General features: G+C 61.6%; 23 protein-coding genes. 11 read left to right on the top strand and 12 right to left on the bottom strand.

The window, feature by feature from the left end; genetic code table 11:
• Positions 1–44 precede the first annotated feature (44 nt).
• The 5 genes from HU725_RS14280 to HU725_RS14260 all read right to left on the bottom strand — a co-directional run bounded on the left by HU725_RS14280 (position 45) and on the right by HU725_RS14260 (position 6,998).
• Positions 45–2,198 carry a TonB-dependent receptor gene (locus HU725_RS14280; protein ID WP_186478034.1) on the bottom strand — a complete coding sequence of 718 codons (2,154 nt, stop codon included), beginning with the start codon at positions 2,196–2,198 and terminating at the stop codon, positions 45–47.
• Positions 2,199–2,268: 70 nt separating this feature from the next.
• Entirely contained in the window at positions 2,269–2,658 is a 390-nt protein-coding gene (locus HU725_RS14275; RefSeq protein ID WP_186478035.1) for a DUF2946 family protein, read from the bottom strand.
• A 129-nt stretch (positions 2,659–2,787) separates the two neighbouring features.
• On the bottom strand, positions 2,788–4,047 hold the full coding sequence (locus tag HU725_RS14270; protein WP_186478036.1) for an MFS transporter: 1,260 nt from the start codon (positions 4,045–4,047) through the stop codon (positions 2,788–2,790).
• Between the two features lie 29 nt (positions 4,048–4,076).
• Positions 4,077–5,576 (bottom strand): sensor domain-containing diguanylate cyclase, encoded by a 1,500-nt coding sequence (locus HU725_RS14265; RefSeq protein WP_186478037.1) that lies wholly within the window; start codon positions 5,574–5,576, stop codon positions 4,077–4,079.
• A 75-nt stretch (positions 5,577–5,651) separates the two neighbouring features.
• Entirely contained in the window at positions 5,652–6,998 is a 1,347-nt protein-coding gene (locus tag HU725_RS14260) for a chloride channel protein (protein WP_186478038.1), read from the bottom strand.
• 140 nt (positions 6,999–7,138) lie between these two features.
• Between HU725_RS14260 and HU725_RS14255 the strand changes: the two genes are divergently transcribed.
• From HU725_RS14255 to HU725_RS14215, 9 genes are all read left to right on the top strand, one after another.
• Complete coding sequence (locus HU725_RS14255) at positions 7,139–7,816, top strand: thermostable hemolysin (RefSeq protein WP_186478039.1); 678 nt, start codon at positions 7,139–7,141, stop codon at positions 7,814–7,816.
• Entirely contained in the window at positions 7,806–9,269 is a 1,464-nt protein-coding gene (locus tag HU725_RS14250; protein WP_186478040.1) for an AMP-binding protein, read from the top strand. The genes HU725_RS14255 and HU725_RS14250 overlap by 11 nt, the downstream gene beginning before the upstream one ends.
• Positions 9,270–9,277: 8 nt before the next feature.
• Positions 9,278–9,958 carry an iron-containing redox enzyme family protein gene (locus HU725_RS14245; protein ID WP_060477977.1) on the top strand — a complete coding sequence of 227 codons (681 nt, stop codon included), beginning with the start codon at positions 9,278–9,280 and terminating at the stop codon, positions 9,956–9,958.
• The gene (locus HU725_RS14240; protein WP_186478041.1) at positions 9,945–10,751 is read left to right on the top strand and encodes an SDR family oxidoreductase; all 807 of its coding nucleotides are present in this window, start codon (positions 9,945–9,947) and stop codon (positions 10,749–10,751) included. Before HU725_RS14245 ends, HU725_RS14240 begins: the two co-directional genes overlap by 14 nt.
• Positions 10,748–11,389, top strand: coding sequence for a tetratricopeptide repeat protein (locus tag HU725_RS14235; protein ID WP_186478042.1), 642 nt, complete (start codon positions 10,748–10,750; stop codon positions 11,387–11,389). Before HU725_RS14240 ends, HU725_RS14235 begins: the two co-directional genes overlap by 4 nt.
• A 2-nt stretch (positions 11,390–11,391) precedes the next feature.
• A complete protein-coding gene (locus HU725_RS14230; protein WP_186478043.1) occupies positions 11,392–12,054 on the top strand; it encodes a response regulator in 663 nt (220 codons plus the stop codon).
• A complete protein-coding gene (locus HU725_RS14225) occupies positions 12,051–13,415 on the top strand; it encodes a sensor histidine kinase (RefSeq protein WP_060477973.1) in 1,365 nt (454 codons plus the stop codon). Before HU725_RS14230 ends, HU725_RS14225 begins: the two co-directional genes overlap by 4 nt.
• Positions 13,416–13,538: 123 nt before the next feature.
• Entirely contained in the window at positions 13,539–14,909 is a 1,371-nt protein-coding gene (locus tag HU725_RS14220) for an oligosaccharide flippase family protein (protein WP_186478044.1), read from the top strand.
• Positions 14,910–15,088: 179 nt separating this feature from the next.
• Positions 15,089–16,009, top strand: coding sequence for an AraC family transcriptional regulator (locus HU725_RS14215; RefSeq protein ID WP_186478193.1), 921 nt, complete (start codon positions 15,089–15,091; stop codon positions 16,007–16,009).
• A gap of 31 nt (positions 16,010–16,040) precedes the next feature.
• Here the strand turns inward: HU725_RS14215 and HU725_RS14210 are convergent, their stop codons facing one another.
• Positions 16,041–17,954 (bottom strand): tyrosine-protein phosphatase, encoded by a 1,914-nt coding sequence (locus HU725_RS14210; RefSeq protein WP_186478194.1) that lies wholly within the window; start codon positions 17,952–17,954, stop codon positions 16,041–16,043.
• Positions 17,955–18,452: 498 nt separating this feature from the next.
• Here HU725_RS14210 and HU725_RS14205 point away from each other — a divergent pair, with 498 nt between their 5' ends.
• The gene (locus HU725_RS14205; protein WP_186478045.1) at positions 18,453–18,647 is read left to right on the top strand and encodes a hypothetical protein; all 195 of its coding nucleotides are present in this window, start codon (positions 18,453–18,455) and stop codon (positions 18,645–18,647) included.
• 116 nt (positions 18,648–18,763) lie between these two features.
• Here the strand turns inward: HU725_RS14205 and HU725_RS14200 are convergent, their stop codons facing one another.
• On the bottom strand, positions 18,764–19,684 hold the full coding sequence (locus tag HU725_RS14200; RefSeq protein ID WP_186478046.1) for a LysR family transcriptional regulator: 921 nt from the start codon (positions 19,682–19,684) through the stop codon (positions 18,764–18,766).
• Between the two features lie 99 nt (positions 19,685–19,783).
• On the opposite strand from HU725_RS14200, the gene HU725_RS14195 reads away from it, so the two are divergent.
• Complete coding sequence (locus tag HU725_RS14195; RefSeq protein ID WP_060478035.1) at positions 19,784–20,542, top strand: sulfite exporter TauE/SafE family protein; 759 nt, start codon at positions 19,784–19,786, stop codon at positions 20,540–20,542.
• A gap of 1 nt (position 20,543) precedes the next feature.
• Here HU725_RS14195 and HU725_RS14190 read toward each other — a convergent pair whose 3' ends face one another.
• The 5 genes from HU725_RS14190 to HU725_RS14170 all read right to left on the bottom strand — a co-directional run bounded on the left by HU725_RS14190 (position 20,544) and on the right by HU725_RS14170 (position 25,163).
• Positions 20,544–21,968: a GGDEF domain-containing protein gene (locus HU725_RS14190; RefSeq protein ID WP_186478047.1), complete on the bottom strand. Its 1,425-nt coding sequence runs from the start codon at positions 21,966–21,968 to the stop codon at positions 20,544–20,546.
• Positions 21,969–22,105: 137 nt separating this feature from the next.
• Complete coding sequence (locus HU725_RS14185) at positions 22,106–23,935, bottom strand: SLC13 family permease (RefSeq protein ID WP_186478048.1); 1,830 nt, start codon at positions 23,933–23,935, stop codon at positions 22,106–22,108.
• A gap of 145 nt (positions 23,936–24,080) precedes the next feature.
• Positions 24,081–24,473 carry a glycine zipper domain-containing protein gene (locus tag HU725_RS14180; RefSeq protein WP_186478049.1) on the bottom strand — a complete coding sequence of 131 codons (393 nt, stop codon included), beginning with the start codon at positions 24,471–24,473 and terminating at the stop codon, positions 24,081–24,083.
• A 68-nt stretch (positions 24,474–24,541) separates the two neighbouring features.
• Positions 24,542–24,694: a hypothetical protein gene (locus HU725_RS14175; RefSeq protein WP_155500305.1), complete on the bottom strand. Its 153-nt coding sequence runs from the start codon at positions 24,692–24,694 to the stop codon at positions 24,542–24,544.
• Positions 24,695–24,869: 175 nt separating this feature from the next.
• Positions 24,870–25,163, bottom strand: coding sequence for an RcnB family protein (locus tag HU725_RS14170; RefSeq protein WP_060479926.1), 294 nt, complete (start codon positions 25,161–25,163; stop codon positions 24,870–24,872).
• Positions 25,164–25,258: the final 95 nt, after the last annotated feature.

The following is a 25,258-nucleotide window of genomic DNA, read 5'->3' as shown; positions in this document are numbered from 1 at the left end:
GCCAAGTTCGACCTTGTTTGGCACCCCTCAGAGGCTGCGCCGCCTTAGTAGCGCCACTGCACAGCAACTTCCAGACTGCGTGGTTCACCCAGGTAGTACTGGGTATTGGTCTGGTGGATGAAACGGGCGTAGACCTCGTCGGTGAGGTTGCGCAGGCGGGCGCTGAGCTGCACGTGCTGGTCCAGGTCGTGGGTCATGGACAGCCCGTAGACGGTATATGACGGTACCCACGCGGTATTGGCGGTGTTGGCGTACACCGACGATACGTAGCGGGCGTCGGCGCCGAGCTGCCAACCGGGTGCCAGGTCGTAGGTCAACCATAGGTTGGCCACCCGGTCAGGGATGTTCACCGGCGTCTTGCCTTTGCGCGAATACACCACACCACTGATGGTCTCGTTGAATTCATCGTATTCGGCGTTCACCCAACTGAAGTTGCCTGCCGCCAGCAACTTGGGCGTTACCTTGAACGAGGCCGCCAGTTCGATACCGGTGGAGGTCTGCTGGCCAGCTTGCTCGGTGGTGTTGGGCACGGTCGAGGAGGGCACCGAGATGTTCTTGCGCACGATCCGGTAAGCCGCTGCGGTAGCGCTGCCGCGTCCGTCGAGGAAGTCGAACTTGCTGCCCACTTCGACCTGCCGCCCGGTGCTGAGGTCGAAGTCACCGACCTGGCTGATCGACGCACTGGTCAGGGTGCCTCCCGGCGGCTCGGCCGAGGTGCTGTACTGGGTATACAGGCTGACGTTGGCGGTCAGGTCGTAGACCAGGCCCAAGCGCCCGGTTATGGCGTCCCAGCGCCGGTCCAGTTTGGCTCGCGCCACATGGTCGACCACGTCGAAATCGATGTGGTCGTAGCGCAGCGCAGTGACCAACGACAGTTGGTCGGTCAGGCGAGTGCGGTTCTCGACGAAGGCCGAAGTGGTGTTGGTAGTGCTGCTGCGGCCTTTGCTCATGGGGGCGCCCATGCCAGGTATGTCGAGGAAGTGGCCGGGCGCGAAGCCATTGGGGTCAACGGTATCGAACGCACCCTTGGACAGCGGGTAATTGGTCTGCTGGTTGGTGCTGTAGTCCATGCCCAACGCCCAGTCGCTGGCCATGCCCAGCAGCTGGCTCTGATGGGTCAGCTCGACCTTGTCGCCGTTGACTTCCTGGTCGTGGCGCTGGCGGTAGCCACCGGAGCGGGCGATGGCGCTGTTGTCGGCGTTGTAGCGATACACCTCGAGGTTGCGGTAATCGCGCTGGCCGTTGTAGTGGTAGAAGGTATTGCGCAACTGCGTGTTGTCGTCGAAGCGATAGTCGGTGATCGAGCGCAGCCAGCGGGTGCGCTGCTCGTAGCGACCATCCTTGACGTTGTAATTGTTGAAGCGGTTGTGTTTGTCGATATGCAGTGTGCCCGCCAATGGTTGCCGCACCGGCGTGCCCCAGTATGGGCTGTCTTCTTTCTCTTCCAGGTATTCGATGGCCAGAGTGTGGGAAAGCTGGTCATTGATGTCGCTCAGCAACGAGAAGGCCAGGTTACCGGCTCCGTTCGCCTGCCGGTCGATATAGCCATTGCTGCTGGTGCGGCTATAGTCGAGCCGAGCATAGTGGCGTGGCCCGTCGCCGGTATTGAGCGCCTGATTGACCCCGACCGATGTTTCCATCGTGTCGTAGCGGCCGTAGCTGATGCGTCCTTCGAAGCTGTCTTGATCGCGGCTGGCCAGCTTGGTGATGACGTTGAGGCTACCACCTACTGCGCCACTGCCGTTGAGGAATGACGAAGGCCCGCCGAGCAGTTCGACCCGGTCGTAGATCCAGGCGCCCACCGGGCGTGCGGCGGCGCCGTATTGCAGGTTGATGCCATTGAACAGCTGGCTGATCTGCGCGCCATTGAAGCCTCGGTACGCTACGTAGCCACCCCAGCCGGGCGGTGCCGAGGCGTTTACGCCGGGTAGGGCGTTGGCCGCGTCCTGAAAGTTACGCGCGCCGATGCGCTCCATGGTGTCACGGTCGGCGACACTGACCGAGGCCGGGTTCTCGCGGGCGCTGAGGTTCAGGTTCGAGCCGCTGCCGATGGGGCGGTCAAGGTCCAGGCGGGTTGCTTGATTGGGCGGCTCGGCGCTGGCGGTAACGTCGCTGGCGGGCAGGGTGAGGGTGTTGTCCTGCGCCCAGGCACAGGTTGCGCTGCCAACAAGCAGCGCCAAAGTGGTCATGCGGAACATGCAAGGCTTCCTGGCTGAAAAGGTGAGCGCACGCCGTTAGCCGATCAGACGGCATCGAGGCGTGGCGATGTCAGAGCACAAGAAGCGAGGCAGGCGAGGCGCGTGGGTTGACCCTTGGCCAGCGTTGTTTGGGCAGACGTGGCGTGGGTTGCCTAGGTAGGAAGGTACGTGGTTCGCTGCCGAGCAAGGCCAGTAGGCCGAAGAACACGGCCAGCAGCGTAGCGCTGAACAGGCTGGCGATTACGCAGTCGGCGCCGGTCGGCAGCACAGGGTCGGCGACGTCCTGGTTGGCACTGCCTGTGCCGCTGCTGTGCGCCGCGCACCACGCGGCGTCGTTCAGGCCGGCCAGGCGCAACCCGGCCATTTGGCCATGCCCCATGGCACACAGCAACGAGCCGAACAGGATGCTGAAATACAGCAGCCAGGCGACTTTCGAATGTGTGTGGCGGGCCAGCGTCATGGGCGAAGCTCAGGCATTGGTCAGGGCAATCGGCCACGGATTCTACAGGTTTTGCAGTCTCTGAAAAGTGTGCGCGTGCAAGGACTCACTCGCCAGGGGTGTAGCGCTGCAGTTTTGCGCGCTGGCCCTTCAGCTTTCGGCGTACTCCAGCGTCCGGTCCATCTGAGGGGCGGTTTCTGGCAGTGCTAGCCACACCAACAGCCAAGCGGCCGTGGCGATAGCGGCCAAGGTCAGGAATGCGGCATCGTAACCTGCCGCCTGAACCACCAGCCCGGCTATGCCAGGGCTCAAAGCCGCGCCCAGGCCAAAGGCGGTAGTCAGCGCGCCCAGGCTTACATTGAAGCGGCCAGTGCCTGCCGTCAGATCCTTCACTACGATGGGGAACAGCGCGCCGAAAATGCCGGCACCCACGCCATCGAGCAATTGCACACCCACCAACCAGAAGGGGTTGTCTGACAGCACATACAGCGCCCCGCGCAGTGCAAGCACGAAAAAGCCAGCCACCAGGAAGGGTTTGCGACCCCACTGCTCGGCCTTGTTGCCGACCAGCATTGCCATCGGCACCATCACCAGTTGCGCGGCAACGATACAGGCCGAGGTCAGGGGCGTAGCCAGACGCAGGTCGATCTGCGAAAGCTTCTGACTGACCAGAGGCAACATGGCGGCATTGGCCAAGTGGAACAGTGCGCAGCACACGGCGAACAGCAGCAAGGTGCGGTTGTGCAGCAGCACCTTGAGGCCAGCGGGCTGATCGTGGCCATGGGCCGCGTCGCTCAAGCCCCGTGCCTGCTGATGATCGATGGCGTCAGCGGGCACCCTGGCGACGGCGATGATACTCATGACCGTCATCACTGCCATGAGGTAGAACACCACGACCGGCCCGAACAGATACGCAAGCCCGCCAGCAAGCAGTGCCGAACAGGCATTGCCAGCGTGGTTGAAGGTTTCGTTGCGCCCGAAACGACGGGTGAACGCCTTGGGCCCAGTGATGCCCAGCGTGATGGCCGCAATCGCGGGGGCGAATACCGAACCGGCCAGGGCGCTGACGGTCTGGGTCAACGCCACCAAGGTGAACGATGCCATGAACGGTAGCAGCAGGCAGCTACCGGTCACCAGCAAGGCAGCGATGACGATCACCGCGCGCTTGGCCCGGGTGCGGTCGATCAGTGCGCCAGCTGGCGTTTGCGCCACCAGCGCTGTCACCCCGGCCAGAGTCATCACCAAGCCGATGCTCGCCGGCTGCCACTGGTGTACGGCGAGCAGATAGATGGCCAAGTACGGCCCTAGCCCATCGCGTACATCGGCCAGGAAAAAGTTCAGCCAGTCGAGTGCGCGGCTGTGCACGGCACTTTGCTTAATAGCGTCCAAGTCTGCGCCTCGATCGGGCATACGCACCGTGTTTGACTAACGTGCCGGGCTCAACCGACGTGCAGCCGGTTGCGACCTTCCTGCTTGGCGACATAGAGCGCGCGATCAGCCCTTTCCAACAGCGATGACACCAGGTCTGGCTGGCTTGGGCTGATGCAGGCTATACCGATACTCACGGTCACCTGTGAGAAAGGACTGTCCGGGTGAGCGATAGGTTCCAGCGCCAGGCGTTCAAGCATGCCTTTGGCAATCATGGTTGCGCCCGCGCAGTCTGTATCGGGCAGTATGGCGGCCAGTTCTTCGCCGCCATACCGTGCAAGCAAGTCATTGGGCCGGCGCAAGCAGCCGGCCAGTGTCGTGGCCACACGCTTGAGGCACGCATCACCTGCAGGGTGGCCGAGGCTATCGTTGTAGCGCTTGAAGTGATCGATATCGATCATCAGCAAGGCCAGGCTTGCATGGCTGCGTTGTACCCTGCTGGTTTCCTTGGCCAGGGTTTCGTCGAAAAAGCGCCGGTTGGCCACCCCAGTCAGCGCATCGTGTTTGGCCAGGCGCTCCAGCTGTTGATTGGAGTCGAGCAGGCGTTGCTGGGTGATGAGCAATTCGCCTTCGGCCTCACTGCGCCGGCGCATTGCCCGGATCAGCAGCCAACCGATGCCCCCCGTCAGCCCTAGCAACCCGCATACCACCAGTACTGACAGCTCAGTTTCCAACCGCCACCCGGCCAGTGACTCGTCCTTGCCCAGTGCCACGGTGGTCACCAGCGGCTGGCTATCGCTTTTGCGAAACGCATACAAGCGGGCAACGCCGTCCAGGCTGGACTTGTATGACGCCGTGCCGACGGAACGGTCCACCAGGTATTTGGCGTACAGGGGCGAGCGTGAAAAGTTGCGGCCCATGTCCTGCTCGCGGAAGGGGTAGCGCACCAGTAGCGCACCATCGGTATGGGTCAGCCCGATGGCACCGTCCTGGCCCACGTTGATCTGGCCGAACAGGCGCAGGAAGTTCTCAACGCCCAGTGTCACCGCCACGACCCCGGCGAACTGCCCTTGGGCATCGTCGAAGCGCCGGCTGATGGTGATCACCCACTCATGGTTGGCGCGGCTGCGGATCGGCATGCCGATGAATGGCTCGCGCGAGGGGTCGTCGCGGTGGTGGATGAAATAGGCTCGGTCGCTGCTGTTGGCGCCTGCCGGAATGGGGCGATTGGAGGCCATCAGCCAACTGCCGTCACGACCGTAAACGGTAATGCCGCTCAGCTGGGGCATCAGTGGCTGCTGGCTGGCCACCAGTTGTCGAAGCCGCTCGATCTGTTGGGGGCCGCTACCTTCGGTTTCCAGGCGCTCGACCAGGCCCAGCAGGATCACCGAGCTTTGCCGCACGATACCGTCTGCATAGGTGGAAAGGGCCTGGGTCAAATTCAGAGCATGGACGTTGGCTTCCTCCAAAGCTCGCTCTCGCGAAGCGACGACCTTCCATAAGGTCAATGAAGCGAGGGAACAACCAATCACTGACAACAGCAGAACGACTAGGTGAATATCTCGCTTCACGGTGATTCCTGATGTAAGTCCATTTCAGGGGTGGCGCATTGCTATATTTGAGCGCCCAATCCGCCCGTTGTGCAACTAGCTACGGTTTATCGCTTCAGCCCCCGTGGAGGGTTCGGGTGCCTGCAACCTGTCGATGACGCTGTGTGCCAGTGCGTGATACAACGAAACCGGTGATATCCAGCCTGAAATACCGGTTGCCAACAGCGTGGTCGCCAACATCGGGATTGCCAGGTCCGGGCTGTGGGTGAGTTCGAGCACGATCACCGAAGCGGTCAGCGGTGAACGGGTCACACCGGCCAGATAGGCGCCCATCCCCAATAGCGCACACGCCTGCGGGTCGACGTCAGGGAGCAAGCTCAGCAGCGGTGCGAAGGCCGCCCCGATACTCAGTGACGGTGAAAACAGGCCGCCGGGGATGCCGGCAAGGTAAGACGCGACATTGGCCAGGAATTTCCAGAGCAGAAACGTAGGGTCCGTAATAGGTTGCGCTTCGAGCAGTTTGCGGGTTTCTTCATACCCTGTACCGAATACATGGTTGCCCGAGATCACGCCGAGTACAGCCAGCACCAGCCCGCAAACGGCAGCGAAGCGCACTGGATAGCGCCCGCGCAGTGCACACATACGGCCTAGGATGCCCTTGTTGGATGGCAGCACCAGCTTGGCGTACAACCCACCCAGAACGCCTCCCAATACCGCGCACGCAGGGACCACGATCCACCCCCAACCGATGGGCAAGCGCCCGCCGATCTGGCCGAAATAGGCATATTGGCCCAACACCCCTAGGGTCACGATGCCACCGATCAGTACTGCCGTGAGCACCAGCCCGCTGAAGCGTTGTTCGAAGGTCCGGCTGAGTTCTTCGATGGCAAACACCACCCCGGCCAATGGCGTGTTGAACGCGGCCGCGATGCCCGCAGCGCCACCCGCCAGGATCAGGCCAGCCAGGGTGCGCCGCCCATGCAGCCCAAGGCGGCGGCCAAAGGCATAGAGCACGGCAGCGCCGATATGCACGGTCGGGCCCTCTCTGCCTACCGAGCCGCCGACTGTCAGCGCGCCAAGGGTCAGTAACATGCGCGCGCCAGCCACAGGCAGTGACAGCAAGCGCGCTCGCAACCGACCGGAGGGCAACTCCAGCGCCGCAATGACCTGCGGGATACCGCTGCCTTTGGCATTCTCGAACCAGCGGTGGGTCAGCCATGCGAGCAAGGCAAACCCCGCAGGGGTGACCACCAGTGGGGACCAGGGAGCCCATTCCAGCAGTTGTTTGAACGATGCGAATGCAGCGTCGGCCAGCCAGGCGAACGCCAGGGCCGTCAGCCCAACCAGCAATGCACCGATCCAGAACGCCAGGCGTTGACGCCAGGCTCGCCAGGTCGTTTGGGCCCAGGATGAGGGTAGCGGGGAGGGCGTGAGTTGAGGCATCGGACGCACAGATTGGTTTGAAGGCTGAAGTATGGTCGATTTCACCGTTCGATCCCACCTGCAGCTGTTTTCGCCGACTTCAGATTCCCTTCAGATTCGCCCCAGATAATCCGCCCATCGCACCCAGTTGGGGGATTTTCATGAGCCAGATTCAATGGAGCAGCCTGCTCCCGTTAGCGATCGGTACCCATGCCGATCACCATGCTCGTTTATCGCTTCATTCTGTTGGAGACCCTGGCCGCCCAGGCCTGGAGCACTTCATCCACCACTGCTTTGCCACAGCGCACCACGCGGACGTGCAGCATTACCTGCCCGAACTGCTGGCCTTGCACGATAGCCACGGGCAACTGGTAGCCGCCGCTGGCGTGCGCCTGGCCGCGCAGGGCCCGTTGTTTCTCGAGCGGTATCTGGACCAGCCGCTGGAGGTGCAGGTGTCCCGCATAGCCGGCACCGAGCTGCCCCGCACTGGCATGGTCGAGGTCGGCAACCTGGCATCGCTCAGCGCCGGCAGCGCACGCATCATGATCATTGCCGTGACCTGGTTGCTGGCTGCGCGCGGCTTGCAATGGGTGGCCTTCACCGGCGCCGCCACGCTGATAAACAGTTTCCAGCGGCTGGGGCTGGTGCCGACGGTATTGGCCCCGGCCGACCCCGAGCGCCTGCAGGGGCAGGTCGATCAATGGGGTACCTATTACGACCAACACCCCCAGGTGTTCGCCGGCAATATCGGCTACGGCTACGATGCCTTGAGCCGAGCCGGCGTGTTCCAACGCCTGGGCTTTCCCGCCCGTGCCGAGGAGGCAGGCCATGCCGCATGAGTTGCAGCAATTTCGGCAACGGTTGGGCGAATATGCAGCCGATCATGTCGAGGCGGTGGCGGTGCAAGGCCAAACGCACCGCTATACCTATCAGCAGTTGCTCGGCGAAGTCGGGCTGCGCACCCATGCCATGCATGGGCAACCGGCAGGTGCCTTGGTGTTGGCACTGGACAACGGCCCAGATCAGTTGTTCTGGGACTTGGCCGCGCTGTTCGCTGAACGCCCTTGCGTGATCGTGCCGTCGTTCTTCAGCGCCGCCCAGTTCGACCACTGCATCAACCAAAGCGGTGCATCGGTTGTGTTGTGTACGCCGCGGTGGGCGGCGCAATTGGCGGGCAAGGGCTTTGTACAGCAAGGCGAGTTTTGGGTCCGGGAGGCGTCGAGCCGGGTTGCTTTACCGGTCGGCACCGCCAAGGTGACCTACACCTCTGGCAGTACCGGTAGCCCGAAAGGGGTGTGCCTGAGCGCTGGCAGCCTATTGCGGGTAGCACGGGAGCTGGAGGCTGCCAGCCGTCCCACCTCCCCACAACGGTACCTGGCGGTACTGCCTCTGGGGGTGTTGTTGGAAAACCTCGGTGTGTACGCCGCGCTCATGGCTGGGGCCTGTGTGCAGCTTTACCCGCAGGAGCAGCTGGGCGTGGGCGGTGCCAGCCAAGTGGATTTCAAGCGCCTTCTGGGCGCCATTGCCCTCAGTGGCGCACAGAGCTTGATCCTGGTACCGCAGCTGCTGCTGGGGCTGGTCACGGCCATCGAACGCGGGCTGATGCAGGTAGGCCAGTTGCGCTTCGTTGCGGTGGGAGGGGCGCGGGTCTCGCCCAGTTTGCTGGCGCGGGCGCAGGCGGTGGGGTTGCCGGTGTTCGAGGGCTATGGGTTGTCAGAATGCGCTTCTGTCGTGGCGTTGAACCGTCCGGGGGCGATGCGCCCTGGCAGCGTCGGCAAACCACTGCCCCATGTTCAAGTGCGCATTGCCGAGGATGGTGAGGTGCTGGTTGCCGGCTCGACCTTGCTGGGTTACCTGGAAGACGCCCCTGTCACTCAGGCATGGTGGGCCACCGGCGATCTCGGGCACCTAGACGCAGACGGCTATCTATACCTCGATGGGCGCAAGAAGCACCAGTTCATCACCAGCTTCGGGCGCAACGTCAACCCAGAATGGGTCGAGTCCGAGTTGACCCAGGGCGGTGTGATCGCTCAGGCGTTCGTGCATGGCGAAGCCCTGCCGCGCAACGTGGCACTGCTGTGGCCGCTGGACCCTAACCTCAGTGATCTTGCCATTGACCAAGCCGTGCAGCGTTGCAACGCGCAACTGCCTGATTACGCCCAGGTGCATGCCTGGTACCGCTTGCCGGCCCCCCTGAGCCAGCAAGACGAAACCTTGACCGCCAACGGACGCCCGCGACGCCAGGCGATCTTCAAGCGTTACCAAACCCTGTTATCCGACCTTCTCAAGTGAGGTACGCCATGTCCTTTTTCGACACGCTGCAAACTCAAACGGCCCAAGAGCGTCAGGCATTGTTCGCCGTGCCGGTCATCCGTGATGCCCTGGCTGGCAAGGTCAGCCTGGACAGTTACATCGCCTTCCTGACCCAGGCCTACTACCACGTTCGTCACACCGTGCCGCTGATGATGGCCTGTGGTGCGCGCTTGCCGTCGCGGCTGGAATGGCTGCGCGGCGCGGTGTGCGAGTACATAGAGGAAGAGTACGGCCATGAGCAGTGGATTCTCAATGACATCAAAGCCTGTGGCGGTGACTGGGAGGCGGTGCGTGATGGCCGTCCGGCGATGCCGATCGAACTGATGGTCGCCTACTTGTACGACTTGATCGCCCGGGGCAACCCGGTCGGGCTGTTCGGCATGGTCAATGTGCTCGAAGGCACCAGCATCGCCCTGGCCACCCAGGCCGCAGGTACTATCCAGAGCACCTTGGCGCTGCCTAACCAGGCGTTCAGTTACCTCAGCTCGCACGGTGCGCTCGACCAGGATCACATGGTGACTTACAAGCAACTGATGGATCGCCTCGAAGACCGCGCAGACCAACAGGCGGTTATCCATGCCGCCAAAATCGTCTATCGCTTGTACACCGATATGTTCCAGGGTTTGCCGCGAGCCGGGCAGCAAGAGGTGCGCCATGCGATTGCCTGAGTCCGTAGTGGTCCTTACCGGCGCCAGTGGTGGCATCGGGTTGGAATTGGCCGAGCAGTTGTGTGCTGCGGGCGCTCAGGTGCTGGCGGTCAGTCGGCACATTGGTGAGCTTGCAGGCCTGATGAAGCGCTACCCCGGTCGCCTGCGTTGGCAAGAAGCCGACCTGCGTTGTGCCGCCGGCCGCGGTGAGGTGGTAGCCCGCGCCCGCGAGATGGGTAATGTCAACGTATTGATCAACGCGGCCGGGGTGAACCGCTTCGCGCTGCTAGACCAGTTGGACGAGCACGCGCTCGATGAGTTGCTGGACATCAACCTGAAGGCGCCGTTGCAGCTCACGCGCGCGTGCCTACCGCTTTTGCGTGCCCAGCCCAAAGCACTGGTGGTCAATGTTGGCTCGACCTATGGCTCGATCGGCTATCCCGGTTATGCCACCTACTGTGCCAGCAAGTTTGCCTTGCGCGGGTTCTCAGAGGCGCTGCGCCGCGAGCTGGCCGACACCACGGTCGATGTTCTGTATGCCGCCCCTCGGGCAACCCGTACCTCGATGAACAGCAGTGCTGCGACAGCGCTGAACCAAGCGCTGAAGGTCGGCATGGATGATCCGGCGGATGTTGCGCGGGCGGTGCTCGAAGCGGTGCAGTCTGAACGTAGCGAGCTGTACCTGGGGTGGCCGGAAAAGCTGTTCGTGCGCATCAACGGCATGTTGCCAGGGGTGGTCGACCGCGCCCTGCGCAAACAACTGCCGGTCATTCGTCGTTATATTGGTAGCCACTCGAAGGAGTCGATCAAATGAAGCGTCTGTTCGTGGCCAGCTTGCTGGCATTCGCCCCCTTTACCTGGGCATTGGACCAGGCGGGTAGTCAGCACCTGAGCGATTTGCAGCAGCGTTGGGCGCAAATTCAGTATCAACTGCCCAAAGAAAAGCGTGCCGATGCATTCGAGAAACTGGCTGGCGATGCTGCCGTGTTCGTACGTCAGTACCCGGGCACGCCAGAACCGCTGATCTGGGAGGGGATCATCAATAGCAGTTGGGCAGGTGCAACGGGTGGCCTTGGGGCACTGGGCAAGGTCAAGGCCGCCAAGGCCAGCCTGGAGCAGGCCATGAAACTGGACCCCAATGCCTTGCAGGGCTCGGCTTACACCAGCCTGGGCACGCTGTATGACCAAGTGCCTGGCTGGCCTATCGGTTTCGGCGATGCCGACAAGGCAGATGCCTTGTTGCGCAAAGCCCTGCAAATAAACCCCAATGGCATCGACAGTAATTACTTCTGGGCGGATCATCTGTACCGGCAGAAACACTACCCTGAGGCTACCGCTGCCCTGCAAAAAGCCTTGCAGGCCCCACCTCGGCCAGGGCGTGAGCTGGCAGACCAGGGTCGCCGCGCCGATATCGATGCTTTACTCAAGGCTATCAAGGACAAACAGGACTGACTATGCGGCTGCTGCTGGTTGAGGATGACATCGCACTGGGTGAAGGAATCTGCGACGGGTTACGCCAGGAGGGTTACACCCTCGACTGGCTGCGCGACGGTGTCAGCGGTTTGCATGCACTGCAGCATGAGGCCTTTGACCTGGTGATTCTCGACCTTGGGTTGCCCCGCATGGATGGTATCGAGCTACTGCGGCGGGTGCGCGCTGGCGGCAATTCGCTGCCAGTGCTCATCCTCACCGCCCGGGATGCCCTGGACGATCGTATCAATGGCCTGGATGCTGGCGCTGACGACTACCTGGTCAAGCCGTTCGACGTCAACGAGTTGAAGGCACGTTTGCGTGCCTTGCTGCGGCGTAGCGCCGGGCGTGCCAAGGTTCTGATCGAACATGCCGGGGTCAGCCTCGACCCTGCCACGCAGCAGGTGCACTACAACGGCGCTGAAGTGGTGCTCACGCCGAAGGAGTATGTATTGTTGCACGAGCTGCTGGCGCAACCGGGCAAGGTGTTCACCCGCGAGCGCCTGACACAGTTGCTGTATGGCTGGGACGAAGAGCCTGAAAGCAATACCCTGGAGGTCAATATCTACCACTTGCGCAAGAAGCTGTTCAACGGGCTGATCCGCACCGTGCGCGGTATCGGCTACCTGGTCGAGGCCAAGGCATGAGTTCGTTGCGCCAGCGCACACTGTGGCGCGTGATGTTGCTACTGCTGCTGGGTACCGGCCTGCTGGCGCTGTACAACTACCACGACAGCCGCCGGGAAATTAACGAGGTGTACGACGCCCACCTCGCCCAGAATGCACGCTTGCTCCAGGGTGTGATGAGCATGCCGGTGCAGGACAGCTCGCGCCAAGCGCTATACGAGGCGTTCAACGCAGCGTTGAGCAAGGCTGGGCGAGGGCAGGTGGGGCACCCTTACGAAAGCAAGCTGGCCTTTCAGGTGTGGCAAGACGGTGTCGGTCGCTTGGTCCATACCGCCAGTGCACCGACCCTTGACCCACCGCCGTCGGCCCCTGGTTTCTACGATTTCATCAGCGCCGGCGAACGCTGGCGTGGCTTCGTCCTACCGGTACCGGAAAAGCACTGGGTCATCTGGGTGGGCGAGCGCAATGACGTACGCTACGACCTGATCGATCGTATCGTTCGGCACACGCTGTTCCCGTTCCTGCTCGGCAGCCTGGCGTTGGCGCTTTTGGTTTGGGTGGCGATCGGCTGGGGGCTACGGCCGCTGCAGAACATGGCCACGGTGATTCGCAACCGTCATGCCGAATCCCTCGAACCGTTGCAGTTGGTACCGTTGCCCTCAGAGCTCGAGCCCATGCAGGCCGCGATCAATCGCTTGCTGGCCCAGATCGATGACTTGCTGCGCCGTGAGCACCGCTTCATCGCCGACGCTGCCCACGAAATGCGCACCCCGTTGGCCGTACTGCGTCTGCATGCCCAGAATGCACTGGCGGCCGGTAATGAGGCCGAGCGGCACAAAGCGCTGGGTTTTCTGATCGGGGGCGTCGACCGGCTGACTCGGGTAGTCAACCAATTGCTAACCCTGGCGCGTGTCGAGCCGCGCCCTGGTTTACGGGCAAGCGCTCGGGTAGACCTGGCCGAAGTGGTCACCGATACCTTGGCTGACCTGACCCCGTGGATACTTGACCGCGGCCTTGAGCCCTCGCTGGACATCGATGAAGGTGAGCATCACTTGGCAATCGATGCCGGCGCCTTGGGTATTGCGCTGCAGAACCTGGTGTCCAATGCGGTTGAACATTCACCACCGGCAGGGCGCATCATCGTGTCATTGCGCCGGCGCGACAGCGCCTTCGAACTGATGGTCGAGGACGAAGGGCCGGGTATCGATCAAGCCAGCCTTTCTCGAGTGTTCGAACGCTTCTACAGTCGCAACAGCCCCAATGGTGCAGGGCTTGGGCTGTCGATCGTCGCGACCATCGTTGACCGCCTTGGCGGTCAGGTGCGCCTGGATAACCGCCCAAGCGGCGGGCTGGCTGCCAGTGTGCTGCTGCCGTTGGATTGAGCGCTGCGGCGATGATGCTCGGGGGGCGCAGGTGCCGCTTGAGTGTCGGTGACTGGGTGAGGCCATCAGCAACATGGCGAATTGAGACTATAGTGACTTCTTAAAACCAGGTCAGTGGGTGCCATGTCTACGATCGATCTGTCGTCCTCGCAAAGCCTTCGCAAACGCGTGTTGTTGGCCGGGGCGTTGAATATCGGCTCCATTGTCGCCTCTCAGGTGATTCGCCTGGGCGGCAACCTGATCATCACCCGCATGTTGCTGCCAGAAATGTTCGGCATCATGGCCATTGCCACTACGGTTTCGGTGGTCTTGTTGCTGCTGTCGGACGTAGGCCTGAAGCAAAACATCATTCAGAGCCCGCGCGGTGACGACCCGCTGTTCCTCAATACCATCTGGTCGCTGCAGATCATTCGCGGCCTGGGTTTGTTTGTGGTGATGCAACTGGTGGCGGTAGCGTGCTGGGTTTCTCAGCTCTACCAAATGTGGCCGGAGCACTCGACCTACGCCGACCCGCAGTTGCCTGGGGTGTTGGCCGTTACTGGCTTTTTCGCAATCATCTTCGCCTTCCAGTCGACCAAGATCGATGTGGCCATCCGCGCCTTCCAGCAGAAGAAAGTGGTCCTGGTCGACCTTGTATCGCAAATTGCCGGCCTGCTGGTGATGCTGATCATCGGCTATCTGACGCGCTCCATCTGGGCGCTGGTGGCTGCCGGCCTGGTTTCCACCTTGGTGACCACGGTACTGAGCCATTGGATTTTTCCGGGGCACAAAGACCGCCCGCAATGGGACCCTGCAGCACTGCGTGAGATCGTCAATTACGGCCGTTGGGTATTTCTATCGTCCGCTGTCGGCGTACTGGCCATGCAAGGTGACCGGATCTGGTTCGGTGGCAGCATGACGGTGGCGCAGCTAGGGGTCTACTCGATTGCCGTAAGCATTCTCGGAGCCTTTCAGCTCAGCCTGCAGCGGCTGGCCGGTGCAGTGGTGTTGCCGGCCTTCAGCGAAGCGGCTCGCAGTGGCGACATGGACCGCCTGCGTCGCCTGTATTTTCGCTTCCGGCTGATGTTCGATGTACTGACGCTGTTCACCTGCGGCTTCTTGTTCACTGCCAGCCCACTGATCATCCATTGGCTGTATGACGATCGGTATCACGATGCAGGGCATATGATGGCTGTACTGTCATTGTCGCTATTCACCCTGCGCTACGGCCTCACCCACCAGATATGGCTGGCATTGGGGCTGACCAAATACTTGGCAATGGACAATATCATTCGGCTGGTAGCGTTGTTCACCCTGATGCCGTTGTTGTTGGCCATCGGTGGGGTGAATTACGCGCTCTGGGGGGTGGCGCTGCATACCTTCTTCACGCTGTTTCTGATCTTCAAGGTCAGCCACCAATTGGGCATGTTGAGCATCAAGCGTGAATTGGCGGTGCTGCCTGTCATGCTGGTGGGGGCCTTGTTCGGCCAGTTGATCAGCCAGCTGCTCGCCTGAGCGGGCGGCTTGCAGGCGCGGTGAGCGGGTAGGCGCCAAGGGCCTGTTTAATCGCCGCGGGCCGTCACGCGGTGTTCATACGCGGTTGCTAAGGTGTCGCTCCTTTCAACTGGCATAAGGTAGGCGGCCCTGTGAATTTCGGCGCGACTGGCAAGCCGTTTCTGCTGCGCTCCAGTGACATGTCCAGCGATGAGTTCGCCGCGCTATTCATGCGGCTCTACGGGAACCTCTACGCCGATATGCAACCGCTGGGCGAAGGCATCTGCATCGCTGGCGTCTACGGGCGGTTCGATGGCTTGAGTGTGCGGCGCATGCAGTACAAAGGTGACTTCACCATCAGGTTGCCGGCGCCTCAGGACGAAATAACCTTCGTGCTACCCACAGCGGGCAAGATCATCTTCGATCACCGGAGCCAATCGATTGGCACGGGTCAGGTGGGCCTGGCAGTGGACAAGCTGGACATTCGCTCAATACGCATCGGCGAAGGCCACGCTCACTGCGGTTTGTCGATTTGTCGCAGCGCAGTGACTCAGCGCCTGTCGACGCTGCTTGATCGGCCTCTGCCCACCCCGATTCGTTTCGCAGATCAGGTCGAACTGAACAAGCCGGCGTTTAAAGGCGTCAGTGCATTGCTGTCGTTCGCCACCGGAACGCAGTTCGACCCTTTGATCAACACTGGTGTGCTGCTACCGGCGCGCTTGAAAGAAATGTTGGTCGATGCGTTGCTCGAAACCTGGCCGCACAACTACAGCCAGGCGATGAGCAGGCCTGTGCCGGCGATCGCGCCTCGGCATGTGAAACGGGCAATGGCTTACCTGCGCGAGCACCCCGCTCAACAGCTTAGCGGCAGTGAATTGGCGACACTGGCCAATGTCAGCCTGCGAGCTCTGCAGGATGGCTTTCGGCGTTTTGCCGGCGTTTCTATCATAGCGTTTCAGCGTCAGGTGCGGCTGGAGCAGGCGCGTGAAGTGCTGGCACGTGGCGAGGGTGGGTCGGTGGCGCAGGTTGCTCTGCAACATGGCTTCAGCAATGCCGGACGGTTTGCCCGATACTTCCAGCAGGCATTCGGTGTCACGCCGGCAATGGTTCGGCGCCGCTAGGCTGGGGCTACACCGTGGCCCCGTTCAAGCGTCAGAAGGCGTAACTGGCTTTTAGGTTGCCACTGACACCTCGGCTGTTCCCGCCGCCTATGGCGGCAATATCTGCCCCGATGCTCATCGCGCCTTGTTTCGCTACCAGCTCGAGCGCGCCAGTGAATTGATCGCGGTTGGCAAAGGCCGCCCGCTGTGCGACCGCCAGGCCCTGCAAACGGCTTTCGCTTTCGAGCTTGTGGCCGCCCAAGGCATGCGCGTAACCCAACTCCACCCCTGGCAGTAACTGCCAGCCTCCCAGGGCCATTGGTGCAAAGGACGCTTTGAGGCGGGTGACGGCGGTGCTGCTGGTTTGCTTCACGTCGTTCACCTGCATGGCAAGGTCGCTGCCTCGCTCGGCAAATCCGTTGAGCTGCAAGCGGCTGCCCTGTAGGCCAAGGCTTGGTTCCAGAACAAGGCCGCCAAACGGCAGGCGATACCCCAGTGCCAGGCTGGCGCCCGTTAGCGTGCCGTGGGTGTTGCCCTTGGCCGTCCCCAGGCCCCCACCAATCTCGCGTTTACTCGTGTAATCGAGCCAGCCAGCGCTGGCATCGGCATCGATGAACAGACCATGATCCAAGCCATTGGGTGCAAAGCGCGCACCCAGGCTAACAAATGTCAGATCGCTGTCAGCCTCGCCGCCGGCAGAACCGATGGTCCCCTGGCTGTAGCCAAAACCGGCATGGCCCCCAAACTGCTCGGAAAAGCGCTGAGTCATGCCAATCATCGTGCCTCGGCTGTGTTCGTTGCTGCTGGCAGCTTGGGCGGAACGCTCGGTGCCCAGGTAGCCAACCAGCGCAGTACTCCAAAGGCGCGACTGGCCAATCTTGAGGTCGCTGGCGTCGGTAAAGGGCGCGGCGGCTCGCTCAATCATAGAGCCCTGGCGCAGCAGGTAGCTGGCGGCATCGGCATGCACTTGACCCCCTACCGACGATTCGACGCCGCCCAGTGTTCCCGCATCGATCGCGGACTGCAGGTAATAGTTGTAGGCGCTGTAGGTGCCTGACAACGAGCTGTCCTGCAACTGATGTAGCAATTGCGCGCCGGCGGCAGCGTTGCCCCTCAGGCCGGCTTCGCCTGGCAGCATGCTGTAGCGCACCATCTTGCCTCGCAGCACATAGATGGTTGCTTGCGAAAGCCCCAGGCCCTGTTTCAAGTAGTTGTCCATGCTGGCGTAGGTATTTGCGACCTCATCGAGGCCCGCTTGCAGGTAGCTTGCCTCGACCCCCAACAGCGGTGCGTAAATCTGGGCCATGCCTGACGGCATACTGGCCAGTGTCGCTTTCACACGTTCAGCGGTGTAGTCGTTTGTTGCCAGGTAGTTGCTCATGATGGTTGCGTCGTCGACACCGGCGATGCTCAGCAGCACGGCGGCGGCCCACCCAGTGCGGTCCTTGCCAGCGGTGCAGTGAAACAGCGTGGCACCCTCGGCGCTGGCCAGCTCGTTGAACAGCACGCTGAATTGCCGGCGCATACCGGCGTCGTTGACGAAGGCGCGGTTGGTCTGCTGCATCATGGCCAGCGCCTGGGCAGCGCTGGTGAACGACATGTCGACGATATTCGAGCCGGAACTGGTGTTGCCGATGATATCGATGTTGGTGTAGCTCGCGCCGGCAGGCAGGGTGTCGGGTGTGCTGGCGATTTCACTGGGTGTGCGCAGATCGAAGACATGCTCGATGCTCAAGCCGTCGAGCGTGGCGAGGTCGTCAGCTGTTGGGGTCAGGGCGTTGGAGCGATAAAACACCGCGCCGCGCAGGGTGCCGTCGTGGCTTGTGGCGTAGGCGCTGGTGCCGCCGGCTATGTCTCGAAAATTGTCCATGCCGACCAGGCGTGGCGTATCCAGCGGGCTGGCGGCATGGGCGGCGGAAACGGCCAGGGTCAGCAGTGAAAACGGGCAGAACAGGCGTTGCAACACGATAGTAGCCTCAGTGGGATGGTTGAGCGGGCTACTGTGGGTGGGCGAGATGAAGCTCAATGTGACAAGTTGCTGTGCAGCCTCGATGGCTGCGCGTTCTGGCCTATAGGCTCGCGATCTGTCTGCCAGGATCAGGCCTAGGAACATCTGATCTGCTTTTTTTCAAGTAACCTGCATCTGTAACCGTATCAGCCTGGAGCAGACAATAGTTTCATCTGCTCCACCACACTGAAGAGGTTCAAATGGGCAAGCTTGCGCTATTTCTAAGTGGCTTTCTGTTGCTGACCCTGCTGGTTGGTTTGCTCGGTACCATCCCGCCCGGCTAAGCCGCTCAGCCCCGCCGGCCCATCTAACCTGCATTGATGGGCCAAGCACCTCCCAAGCTGACTAATGGTAGGTGGATACCGTTCTCTCCTGCAAAAGCCTCGTGTAGTCTGCGCTGCGTCAGAATGGGTCGCGGTCGCGACCTGGTATTTTGCCTCGGGAGTCAGAACATCGATGGAATGCAAAAAAACCACTTCGCCAATGCTGGAGTGGCGCAGCCGTTATCTGAGCGAAGGTTTCCTCGATGAAGATCAGTACGATCAGGCACTGCGGTGTGCCGAGGCTCTGGAGCGCACTGGGATGATCAGCGCGCAGGAATGGATCGAGATGGTTAAGGCGGCGAATGCTGCCCTGTTAAACGTGCGATAAGTCCTTCATTGCGCGAGGAAATCTGTCCACAAAAAACGTGGGTAGGTCTGTGGATAACATTCTGAAAGCCAGATTTCCTCAGGCCTCTGTTAAATTGAGCAGAATTTGAACAGCGCTTAATCCTTTCGATCGGGGGCACCTTCCCCAGCTTTGCGTAAGGCATGCAGCAGTTCGCGCACTCGGGCGGGCAACTCGCCCGAAGGATAAACGGCGTGCATCTGCGGGTCCTGTCCGGTGCTTGAGGTTAGCCGGTAATCCGGGCATACCCGCACCAGGCGGCCAGCTTTGACCTGGTTTTCTGCCACCCAGTCTGCCAGGCGTGCAATGCCGGCGCCGGCCAATGCGCTGTGGTAGACCGCGTCACCGGACCCCAAACGCAGACGCGGGTGAGGGCGCAGGCTGATGATCTGGTCATCGCGGCAAAAGTGCCAGGCTTTGAGGATGCGTGGTGCGGTATGCAAGATCAAAGCGTGCGCCTGCAACTGTTCCGGTTGCTCGGGCATGCCAGCACGCGCGACATAGGTGGGGCTGGCATACAGATGGCGGCGGTATCGCCATAACGGGTAGCCAACCAGTTCGCTCGATTGGGGGAAGGCGCCACGGATCACGAAGTCTAACTTGCCCTGTAACGGGTCCATTGCCGCATCGCTGTAGTGCACATCGAGGGTCACCCGCGGATGCCGCTGGCTGAACCGGGCCAGTACGCCAGGCAACACGTGCTCACCCAGCAGTTGGGGCGCGGCGAAGCGCACCCAGCCCTCGGCGCTGCCGCTCAGGGCGGCCAATTCCTCTGCGGCATCGCGTTGCACATCCAGCAAGCGCTCTGCGTGGGGCAGTAACCGCTCCCCGGCTTCGGTGAGGGTAACGGCGCTAGCGTTGCGGTTGAGCAGCTTACACCCGCTGTTATCCTCCAGGGTTTGCACAGCGCGAGTCACCGCGCTGGGTGAGCGGCCTAAGGCACGTGCGGCTGCAACGAAACTACGCTTGTGCGCGACACTGACGAACGCCTGGATTTCGCGCAGCATGTCCAATGCCATTGAGGGCTCCTGATTGCAGTTTTCGCAACATGGCATTTCAACACAGGGACGCCGTTTTGGTTAGCCTTGCAGCCTGCTTTCACTGCCAGGAACCGTATCATCATGGATATCGCCGTACTTTCCTTGTTCGCGTTCGCGGCCGGACTGATCGATGCTGCCGTCGGGGGTGGCGGGTTGATACAGATTCCGGCGCTGTTCAACGTACTGCCCTCAGCGCAACCTGCAGCTTTGCTGGGTAGCAACAAGCTGGCTTCGGTGTGCGGTACGGCCTTCGCCGCACGCTCATTCATCCGCAAGGTGACCTTGGACTGGGGCCTGATCGTGCCAGCGGCGCTGAGTGCCTTCGTTATGTCGTTCGCCGGGGCGGCTACGGTTTCGCTGGTGCCCCCCAGCTTGATGCGCCCTGCGGTGCTGGTACTGATCGTGCTGATGGCGATATACACGTTTTGCAAGAAGGACTTCGGCACTCTGCACAAGCCCGCGAAGATCGGCCGGCGTGAGCAGTGCCTGGCTGTAGTGATTGGCGGGGCGATTGGTTTTTACGACGGCCTGTTCGGGCCTGGCACGGGTAGTTTCCTGATCTTCCTGTTCATCCGTTTCTTCGCGCTTGATTTCCTGCACGCCTCGGCCTCGGCGAAGGTCGTCAACATCGCTACCAATCTGGCCGCTCTGGTATTTTTCGTGCCTTCGGGCAATGTTCTGTATGCCATTGCCCTGCCGATGGCAGTGTGCAACATCCTCGGCGCATTGACCGGTACCTGGTTGGCTGTGCGCAAAGGGGCAGGGTTCGTGCGGGTGTTGTTCCTGGTATTGCTGTGCGTGTTGATCGCCAAGCTGTCCTGGGACCTGCTGAACTGACTCAGATCACCTGGCGCTGCACCTGTTCCTGCTCGACACGGTTGCGGCCCTGCGCCTTGGCACGATAGAGCGCCTGGTCGGCACGGGCCAGCAACTCGTCCAGGGTGGGCGCCGGTTGCTCTGGGGTGCAGCCTGCAAGGCCGATGCTGACGGTGACCTGCAAGCGGGCATTGCCTTGGGCCAGCTGCAGGTCCTGCACCGCCCGGCGTAAGCGTTCGGCGGTGAATATGGCCTGCTGCGGCGCCAGCCCAGGCAGCACCACCACGAATTCTTCGCCCCCCAGGCGGGCCAGCAGTGCATCAGCGTTCAGCTGATCCTGCAGCGTGCGCGCGACCAGGCGTAGCGCTTGGTCACCCACGGCGTGGCCGTGACTGTCGTTGATCGACTTGAAGTGATCGATGTCGAGCATCATCAAGGTCAACGGCAGCCATTGGGAATGCTGCTGGCGGCTGTCGAGCAAGGTATTGGCGCGGTGGCTGAACGCGCTGCGGCTGAGCAGGCCGGTGAGGTGATCGATTGTCGCCTGATGTGCCAGGCGCGCCAGCAAGCTGCGGTTGGCCTGGCTGACGCAGGCCACCACCAGCGGCCCTAGGACCAGCATGGCAATGCCCAGGCGAGCCGACATCAAGGTGGTTACCCCTGGCTCGCTTTGCGGCACGCTGAAGTGCATGAGGCTCTGCGCCACGGCCACGATCAGTGTGCTGCCTGCGGTGAGTGTCAGCAACGACACCATGAAGGGCGAGTAGGTCCAGGCACACCAGAGCAATGCGGCAATCGGAAAAGCGATGGCGCCTGGCCCGCCGAACGCGATACTCAATCCCAGCGAGGCCAGCAGCAATAACAGTGGAGCAAGGCGGATTGGTTTGGCGCCGCTGCGTAACAAGGCTCGGGCCGAGGGCGCGGTGAGCAGGATCGGCAGCACCAGAACGCCAGTCGAGAACTGTTCGCTGAACCAGGCAAGCCAAGTGGCTCGTAGTGATTGCTCAAACCATGGCGTAGCCATCACACAGGCAAGGCTGGCGGCCATCACCGCGCCAGCCGCACAGGCGCCGAACACACTGAGCACCCCATGGGGCGTGCGCATTCGCCGATGTGCGCGTGGCGGGCGCGATAGCAACCACCAGACGGTTACTATCACTGCAAGGTTGCACAGGTTGAACCACAGCGCTGGCCCCCAGGCACTGCCGCACACAAGGTCCGCCGCGACCATCGCTACCCATACCAAAGCTAAGCCCACAGGGCTGGCCAGGCGTGGGTAGCGCAAAAGCACGCCAGCCAGTACTGCATTGACCGGCCAGAACAGCGACAACGATTCGATCGGTCGAGCCAGAATGCCTGCCAGGCTTAGGGCGAGGGAGAGCCCGAACAGGGCCAGGGGCGACAGAAAGCGCAAGTGTGCTGGAACAACCATAGGCTCGACCGACAAGCGGAAACGAAATCCAGGACAGCGACATTAAGCACCTGGGGTATTGGCGTGTCAGTGTGTTGGCTTGGGGCGCTTGATGTCAATGTGCCAAAAGGCGTAGGTGGGTGCCTGCTGCCCATCGACGTTCGCCAGACCACCTAAAGGCCGAAAAACCAGGGCACCATGATCACCGTCACCAGCATCACCAACAGCGTGAAGGGTACGCCGATTTTCACGAAGTCGCCAAAGCGATACTGGCCAGGCCCAAGCACCAAGGTGTTGACCGGCGATGACACGGGGGTCATGAACGCTGCCGATGCCGCCAGGGCCACGGTCATCGCGAACGGATAAGGTGACATGCCCAGTTGCGTGGCCGTGCTGATCGCAACCGGCGCCATCAGCACGGCGGTGGCGGTATTGGAAATGAACAGGCCGATGACCGCCGTCACCAAGAAAAGGCAGGCCAAAATCGCCAGCGGCCCGGCCCCGCCTAGCAGGTGGACTAGCGCACTGACCGCCAAGTCGATGCCGCCCGTTTTTTGAAGCGCCTGTGCAAATGGCAGCATGCCAACGATCAGCACCAGGCTCTGCCAATGAATGGCGCGGTAGGCACTGGTCATGTCGATGCATCGCCCGGCGCCCATCAGCAAACAGCCGATCAACGCGGCAATGACATTGGGTACGACGCCGCTGACCATGAGCCCGACCATCACAGCCAGGCTCAGCAGGGCGTAAGGTGCTCGGGCGCGGGCTGGTGCCACCTGGTCGATTTCGGCGGGCAGGCTCAACACCAGAAAGTCCTTGGGCTGGCCTTGTAACTGGCGCACGGCCTTCCATGGTCCGACCACCAGCAGCGTGTCGCCCATGCGCAACTTCTCTTCCACCAACTGCGCTTCGATCGCCGCTTGTTCGCGGCGCAGGCCCACCACGTTGAGGCCGTAGCGGCTGCGAAAGGTTAGCCCCAGGATTGTCTTGCCGATCAATTGCGAGCCTGGGGGCAGCGACACTTCGGCCATGCCCAGCTCTTGGGATTGATCTATGAAGTAAGCCGCTTTGAAATGCAGTGGCTCCAACTGCATGGTCTGGCACAGGCTGCGCAGATTGTCGTGGTTGGCGAACAGGTCCAGTAGCAGCACATCGCCCTGTTGCAACACCGTGGCCGAGTCGGCGGCGATCACCCGGGTGGTGAACTTGTGTTGGCGTTCGATGCCGATCACATTGGCGCCGTGGCGTGTTCGCAACTCCAGTTCCCCGAGCGTGTGGCCGATCAGGGGTGAGTGTGGGCGGATACGCAGGCGTCGTTCGCGGCCATTGAGTTTGTAGTCGAGTACCAGGTCGAGCAACGTACGGCGGCTCTCCACCCGACCGTCCTTGCGCACTTCGCCATTAAGCCAGTGGCGGGTCAGTAGCATGTAGGCAATTCCCAGCAGCAACACTACCAGCCCGAACGGCGTGAAACTGAAGAAGCTGAACCCCGCTGCGCCATGGCGTATCAACTCGCTATGCACCACAACGTTCGGCGGTGTGGCGACGAGGCTGAGCATCCCGCTGATCAGCCCGGCAAAGCTCAGCGGCATCATCAATCGACCAGGGGAAATCTTCAGGCGCGCGGCGATACTCAGAACCACCGGGATGAAGATCGCCACCACACCGGTCGAGCTCATCACCGAGCCCAGCCCAGCCACCGAGATCATCAACAGGACCAAGAGGCGGGCCTCGCTGTTACCGGCCCGCTCGCTCATCCACTCGCCAATGCGGTAGGCGATGCCAGTGCGCACCAACCCTTCGCCTATCACGAAAAGCGCGGCAATGAGTACCACATTGGGGTCGCTGAAGCCTGCCAGGGCCTGCTCGATGGTGAGGATGCCCGTCAAGGGGAGGGCGAGGATCACCAACAGGGCAACGACGTCCATGCGAGGGCGGTTGATGATGAAGAGCGTTACGACAATGGCCAGCAGGCCGAGGACCCAGAGCAGTTCCTGGTTCATAGGGCAGGGTGTTCCTTCACTCAAGTGGCACGCAAGGCAGTCAGTGTGGCAGCTTGTTGTGAAGAGGTGTTGATGTACTGCAGGGTGGGCGTCATTGGGCGTGATGAAAAGGGCCGCAACTAGCGGCCCTGATTCCTGGTGTCATTCAGTGACGACGGTGATGGCGGTGCTTTTTTCTGCCGCTCTCGTCACCCAAGTGGTTGCCCAGGGCTCCCCCGGCTGCACCCCCAAGGCCCGCACCGACGGTAGAGCCGGTAGAGCCGCCGACAGCCCCGCCCAGCAGCGAGCCGCCTGCCGAACCGAGCCCGCCCCCTATTGCTGCTTGGGTACGATTGCTTTTCTTGGCAGCCACAGCACTCCCTGCAGCGCCGCCAACACCGGCGCCTATGGCTGCGCCGGTGCGCCCGCCAAGTTGCTGGCCGACAACGTTGCCCAGAACGCCGCCCAGGCCTCCGCCAATGGCGCTGGTACCGTCACCGGCGAAAGCGCTTTGGCACAACAGCAGGCCCAAGGCAATGGAAGGCAGAGTCAGACGCATGATTGGAACCTCAAGGGAATGGCAGGTGGAGATGCAGCAAATGTTGGGCACCACGGCAGGCAAAACGATCAAACATCAGTAACGGCCGCCGCGCCATTGGCGATCGTCATCGTCGCGGTCATGCCGATGATGGTGGCGATGGCCGCGGTCGTCATCGCGCCAGCCGCCGTCATCACGATGGTGGTGGTGATAGCAACCTGACAAAAGCAGAAAGGCAGCAATCAGCGAACAGCTTGCGAAGCGGGTCATCGGTTTATAGGTCCTTGATCTGTATAGGTTTACGGGACACCTACTGAGACTGGGATCGATCCAATTGGTTTCCAGGGCGTGCAAAAAAATGCCGTGCGAGCGATGAGAGGCATGCTTGCACGGCGTTGAGGCTGAGTTTGGGCAACCTTAGGAAGCGGGGTGGATCGCCAGCACCACGCCATTGGTGATCTGGATCAGCACGTAATGGTCACCCATGCGTACCCAGTGGCTTTCTTTCTCTGGAGCGGGCAGGCCTTTGGCTTTCCAGTTGGTGATGGCGTTTTCATCGCGCTTGTACTGGTCTGGCGCTTTATCTCCGACCTTCAGTTCGCGGTTGTGGGTTTCAGGCGCCTTGACGCTCTCTTCTGCCGAAGGGGCAGCAAAGCTCACTACGGGCAAGCTGGCAATCAACAGGGCGGGTAGAAGATGTTTGAATTGCATGGAGCTCTCCTTTGTTCGGTTACTATCTGCGACAGCGGCCTGCTTGGGACAATTCCTTTGCAGTGCTAGAGTCGCTTTCTTTTTTTTGCCCCGAG

The organism is Pseudomonas promysalinigenes, from assembly GCF_014269025.2.
GTDB classification, from domain to species: domain Bacteria; phylum Pseudomonadota; class Gammaproteobacteria; order Pseudomonadales; family Pseudomonadaceae; genus Aquipseudomonas; species Aquipseudomonas promysalinigenes.
This window is presented reverse-complemented; position numbering and strand designations above follow the sequence as displayed.

Excerpts from the sequence above, each read along its gene's own strand:
- HU725_RS14230 (WP_186478043.1), top strand. The coding sequence starts at position 11,392 with ATGCGGCTGCTGCTGGTTGAGGATGACATCGCACTGGGTGAAGGAATC.
- HU725_RS14255 (WP_186478039.1), top strand. The coding sequence starts at position 7,139 with ATGAGCCAGATTCAATGGAGCAGCCTGCTCCCGTTAGCGATCGGTACC.
- HU725_RS14250 (WP_186478040.1), top strand. The coding sequence starts at position 7,806 with ATGCCGCATGAGTTGCAGCAATTTCGGCAACGGTTGGGCGAATATGCA.
- HU725_RS14280 (WP_186478034.1), bottom strand. The coding sequence starts at position 2,198 with ATGTTCCGCATGACCACTTTGGCGCTGCTTGTTGGCAGCGCAACCTGT.
- HU725_RS14225 (WP_060477973.1), top strand. The coding sequence starts at position 12,051 with ATGAGTTCGTTGCGCCAGCGCACACTGTGGCGCGTGATGTTGCTACTG.
- HU725_RS14245 (WP_060477977.1), top strand. The coding sequence starts at position 9,278 with ATGTCCTTTTTCGACACGCTGCAAACTCAAACGGCCCAAGAGCGTCAG.
- HU725_RS14170 (WP_060479926.1), bottom strand. The coding sequence starts at position 25,163 with ATGCAATTCAAACATCTTCTACCCGCCCTGTTGATTGCCAGCTTGCCC.
- HU725_RS14185 (WP_186478048.1), bottom strand. The coding sequence starts at position 23,935 with ATGAACCAGGAACTGCTCTGGGTCCTCGGCCTGCTGGCCATTGTCGTA.
- HU725_RS14205 (WP_186478045.1), top strand. The coding sequence starts at position 18,453 with ATGGAATGCAAAAAAACCACTTCGCCAATGCTGGAGTGGCGCAGCCGT.
- HU725_RS14240 (WP_186478041.1), top strand. The coding sequence starts at position 9,945 with ATGCGATTGCCTGAGTCCGTAGTGGTCCTTACCGGCGCCAGTGGTGGC.
- HU725_RS14220 (WP_186478044.1), top strand. The coding sequence starts at position 13,539 with ATGTCTACGATCGATCTGTCGTCCTCGCAAAGCCTTCGCAAACGCGTG.
- HU725_RS14275 (WP_186478035.1), bottom strand. The coding sequence starts at position 2,658 with ATGACGCTGGCCCGCCACACACATTCGAAAGTCGCCTGGCTGCTGTAT.
- HU725_RS14260 (WP_186478038.1), bottom strand. The coding sequence starts at position 6,998 with ATGCCTCAACTCACGCCCTCCCCGCTACCCTCATCCTGGGCCCAAACG.
- HU725_RS14270 (WP_186478036.1), bottom strand. The coding sequence starts at position 4,047 with ATGCCCGATCGAGGCGCAGACTTGGACGCTATTAAGCAAAGTGCCGTG.
- HU725_RS14235 (WP_186478042.1), top strand. The coding sequence starts at position 10,748 with ATGAAGCGTCTGTTCGTGGCCAGCTTGCTGGCATTCGCCCCCTTTACC.
- HU725_RS14215 (WP_186478193.1), top strand. The coding sequence starts at position 15,089 with ATGTCCAGCGATGAGTTCGCCGCGCTATTCATGCGGCTCTACGGGAAC.
- HU725_RS14200 (WP_186478046.1), bottom strand. The coding sequence starts at position 19,684 with ATGGCATTGGACATGCTGCGCGAAATCCAGGCGTTCGTCAGTGTCGCG.
- HU725_RS14180 (WP_186478049.1), bottom strand. The coding sequence starts at position 24,473 with ATGCGTCTGACTCTGCCTTCCATTGCCTTGGGCCTGCTGTTGTGCCAA.